The sequence below is a fragment of the Methylobacterium crusticola genome (assembly GCF_003574465.1).
In the GTDB taxonomy this organism is placed as follows: domain Bacteria; phylum Pseudomonadota; class Alphaproteobacteria; order Rhizobiales; family Beijerinckiaceae; genus Methylobacterium; species Methylobacterium crusticola.
The window spans coordinates 1-2,707 of sequence record NZ_KZ984685.1 but is presented as its reverse complement, the minus strand read 5'-3'; the positions used below and the strand labels follow the sequence as shown (position 1 = coordinate 2,707).

Below are 2,707 nucleotides of genomic sequence, written 5' to 3'. Positions count from 1 at the left end.
GACCGGGACCGTGCCGCGCAAGCCCGTCTGAGCCCGCGAGGGCGGCTGCGCCGCGCCCGGGGGCCGGCGCTCGTGCGCTCTCCGCCGGACCGTCCGGTCCGGCGCGCTCTCCGCCGGACCGGACGGTCCGGCGCGAGGGGCGCGTCGAAGCGAGAACCTCGAGCGGCACCCGGCGGCGGCGATCGGGTGCCGCGCCCGCGCGGAACGCCGGCACTGATGGAAGACGGATACCTGCATCGCATGCGCTCACTTCATCGGAGCCTGATCCTGGCTGCGCTGCTCGCCCCGACGTCGCTCTGGGCCGACGACCCCCGGGTCGGTCCCGCCGAGCAGGCGCTGCGCGCGGCCTGCGTCGGCGACTACCGCCGGCTCTGCACCCGCACCGGTTCCAACGCGGCCGCGATCGAAGCCTGCTTTCGCGAGGCGTCCGGTCAGGTCTCGCCCAGCTGCCAGGCCGCCATCTCCGAGTTCGGGCTCGGCGCCAGGGCGGAGCGGGCGGCGCGCTAGGCCACCCCGTGACCCCCGCGCGCGACATCTCAGGAGGAAGGCGGATGGATCACGCTCGCCCATCGATGACGGCGCTGCTCGGCCTGCTGGCGGTGGCGGGGTTCCAGAACAAGGACAGGATCGCCGAGATGCTCGGCGGCGGGCGCACGGATCCGGGCGGCCCGGCCGAAGGCGGGCTGGGCGACCTGCTGCGAACGATCGGGGGCGCCCTCGGCGGTGCCGGGGCCGGCACCGTCGTGAGCGGCGGCCTGGGCGAGCTGGTCGACCGGTTCCGGCGGAACGGCCACGGCGCGGTCACCGATTCCTGGGTCGGGCAGGGACCGAACCGGGACATCGCGCCCCACCACCTCGAGCAGGCGATCGGGCCCGACATGCTGGAGACGCTCTCCCGCCAGACCGGCCTCTCCCGCGACGACCTGCTCTCCCGGCTCTCCCGCATGCTGCCGTCGGCCGTCGACCGGTACACGCCCGACGGCAGGCTCCCCGCCCCGTGAGGCGGGGCCCGCTCCGCGCGGGCAGGCTGACGAACGCTCGGGGAGCGGCGCCAGGGACGCGGCGCGGGGTCGCCGGCGCGGCCCCGAGGCCCCCGGTCCGGCCGGCGACGGCGGGACCCGGGCGGACGGGGAGGCTCAGGGTGGGGCCGAGCCCCTGCCCGGCCTCTACCGGCCCTCGTCCGCGCGGGCCGTCCGCCGGGCCGCCGGCGCCGGCTCGGCCCGCGCTCCCCGACCCTGATCGCGCCCCGGGTCCGGGGACGGCTGCCCGAGGGGCCCCTCGATCGGACGCAGCAGGTCGAGGAGCACCCTCGAGACCCCGTCCAGCACCGCGTCGTGCGCGCAGCCGAACGAGCGGCAGGGGAGATCGGCCTTGATGAAGCGGGAGCGGGTCATCGTTGCACCTGAGCGGTACGCCCGAGCGGCGACCATCACTGTCGCTCATCGCGGATCCCGGCGGCGTGTGAGGTCACACCCGGGGAATCGCCTGCCCGCTCCGCCCTGACCGCCGCGGCCGGGCCGGCGCGGCCGCGGCGGTCAGGGCGCCACGACGGCGGGTTGCGGGGTTCCACGACGGCAATCGACGCGCGGCGCGGCGCGGTCCCTGTCCGGACCGTCGAGGATCCGTCACCGGACCTGCCGCAGCACGGCCGAGGACGAATTTGGCCCGGGACCGGTTCGACCGCGTCGCGACCCCGCCGTCCGTGGCCTCCTCCACGCCCGGCCTGCTATGAGGCGGGGCACCGCGCCCTTGCGCCCTCTCGACGAGTGAGCCCGCCATGCCCGTCAGATCCCTCCTCCTCCCGCTCCTCGGCCTCGGCCTCGCGAGCACCGCTCACGCACAGGGCACGGCGCGGGGCGCCCAGGAGGGCGCCGCGCGAGGCGAGGCGGCGGCGGGGCCCGTCGGCGCCGTGGTCGGCGGCGCGATCGGCGCGGCCGTCGGGACCGCGAACAGCATCCTGGGCATCGACCGGCGCGAGCGCTTCCGGATCTACGCCCTCGGCGAGCGGCGGCCGTCGGTGGCGTATGCCGGGCCGGTCCGGGTCGGAACCGTGCTGCCCCGGGAGGGCGTGGTGTACTACGACGTCCCGCCCGAGTTCGCGCTCAAGGGCTACGACTACACGATCGTCAACGACCATCCCGTGCTCGTGGAGCCCGGAACGCGCCGCATCGTCGAGGTGATCGACTGACGGTCCGGCCCGCCCGGTCCCCGGTCGATCGCGTCTCGACCGGGGACCGCCGNCGACCCCGCCCGCCGGTCGCGGCCCGCCGGCGGTGAGAGCCGGGCCTCGCCCCCGGCCCGGGCGGTCCCGCGCCCGCCCGGCGGTCCGGCCCGCGCCGCTCGCGGCGTCGAGCCGTGCAACGCGCCGCCCGCGAAAAACCCCGTCCTCGCGAAAAACCCCGCCCGCGCGGACCTGGACAGTTCGCAACTCGATTGTGTGCAAAGCAGGCTGCTTGTAGAAGCCCGGTCATCAAGCGAGAACGATGCGTGACTGGAGCGATCCTGAATTTCCTGGGCCGGGACGAGCTCGAGGCGGAGGTCCTGCGCCTGCGCGCGGCTCTGGAGGAGGCCGGGATCGACCCGCGGCGCCCGGGGCCCCGGCGAGCCGGGTGCGGCGCCCGGGACAGCCTCGCGGGCGCGCCGCAGGCCCCCGGCGCGCCCGCCCGCGAGGTCGACGGGGCGCTGGCGGACCCGGCCGTCGCGCGGG

At 76.9% G+C, this 2,707-nt stretch carries 5 protein-coding genes; 4 read left to right on the top strand and 1 reads right to left on the bottom strand.

Features of this window, described 5'->3' with window-relative positions; all coding sequences use genetic code 11:
* The first annotated feature begins 240 nt into the window (after positions 1–240).
* The gene (locus DT057_RS05900) at positions 241–507 is read left to right on the top strand and encodes a hypothetical protein (protein WP_128561156.1); all 267 of its coding nucleotides are present in this window, start codon (positions 241–243) and stop codon (positions 505–507) included.
* 44 nt (positions 508–551) lie between these two features.
* A complete protein-coding gene (locus DT057_RS05895) occupies positions 552–1,001 on the top strand; it encodes a YidB family protein (RefSeq protein WP_238313006.1) in 450 nt (149 codons plus the stop codon).
* 165 nt (positions 1,002–1,166) lie between these two features.
* On the opposite strand, the gene DT057_RS05890 is transcribed toward DT057_RS05895, so the two are convergent.
* Entirely contained in the window at positions 1,167–1,394 is a 228-nt protein-coding gene (locus DT057_RS05890; protein ID WP_128561155.1) for a hypothetical protein, read from the bottom strand.
* Positions 1,395–1,777: 383 nt separating this feature from the next.
* Between DT057_RS05890 and DT057_RS05885 the strand changes: the two genes are divergently transcribed.
* Both DT057_RS05885 and DT057_RS05880 read left to right on the top strand, forming a co-directional pair.
* On the top strand, positions 1,778–2,188 hold the full coding sequence (locus DT057_RS05885; RefSeq protein ID WP_128561154.1) for a DUF1236 domain-containing protein: 411 nt from the start codon (positions 1,778–1,780) through the stop codon (positions 2,186–2,188).
* A gap of 299 nt (positions 2,189–2,487) precedes the next feature.
* Positions 2,488–2,707 (top strand): hypothetical protein (locus DT057_RS05880; RefSeq protein WP_162501333.1); only part of this gene is annotated, 220 nt, incomplete at its 3' end.

Excerpts from the sequence above, each read along its gene's own strand:
- DT057_RS05900 (WP_128561156.1), top strand. The coding sequence starts at position 241 with ATGCGCTCACTTCATCGGAGCCTGATCCTGGCTGCGCTGCTCGCCCCG.
- DT057_RS05895 (WP_238313006.1), top strand. The coding sequence starts at position 552 with ATGGATCACGCTCGCCCATCGATGACGGCGCTGCTCGGCCTGCTGGCG.
- DT057_RS05890 (WP_128561155.1), bottom strand. The coding sequence starts at position 1,394 with ATGACCCGCTCCCGCTTCATCAAGGCCGATCTCCCCTGCCGCTCGTTC.
- DT057_RS05885 (WP_128561154.1), top strand. The coding sequence starts at position 1,778 with ATGCCCGTCAGATCCCTCCTCCTCCCGCTCCTCGGCCTCGGCCTCGCG.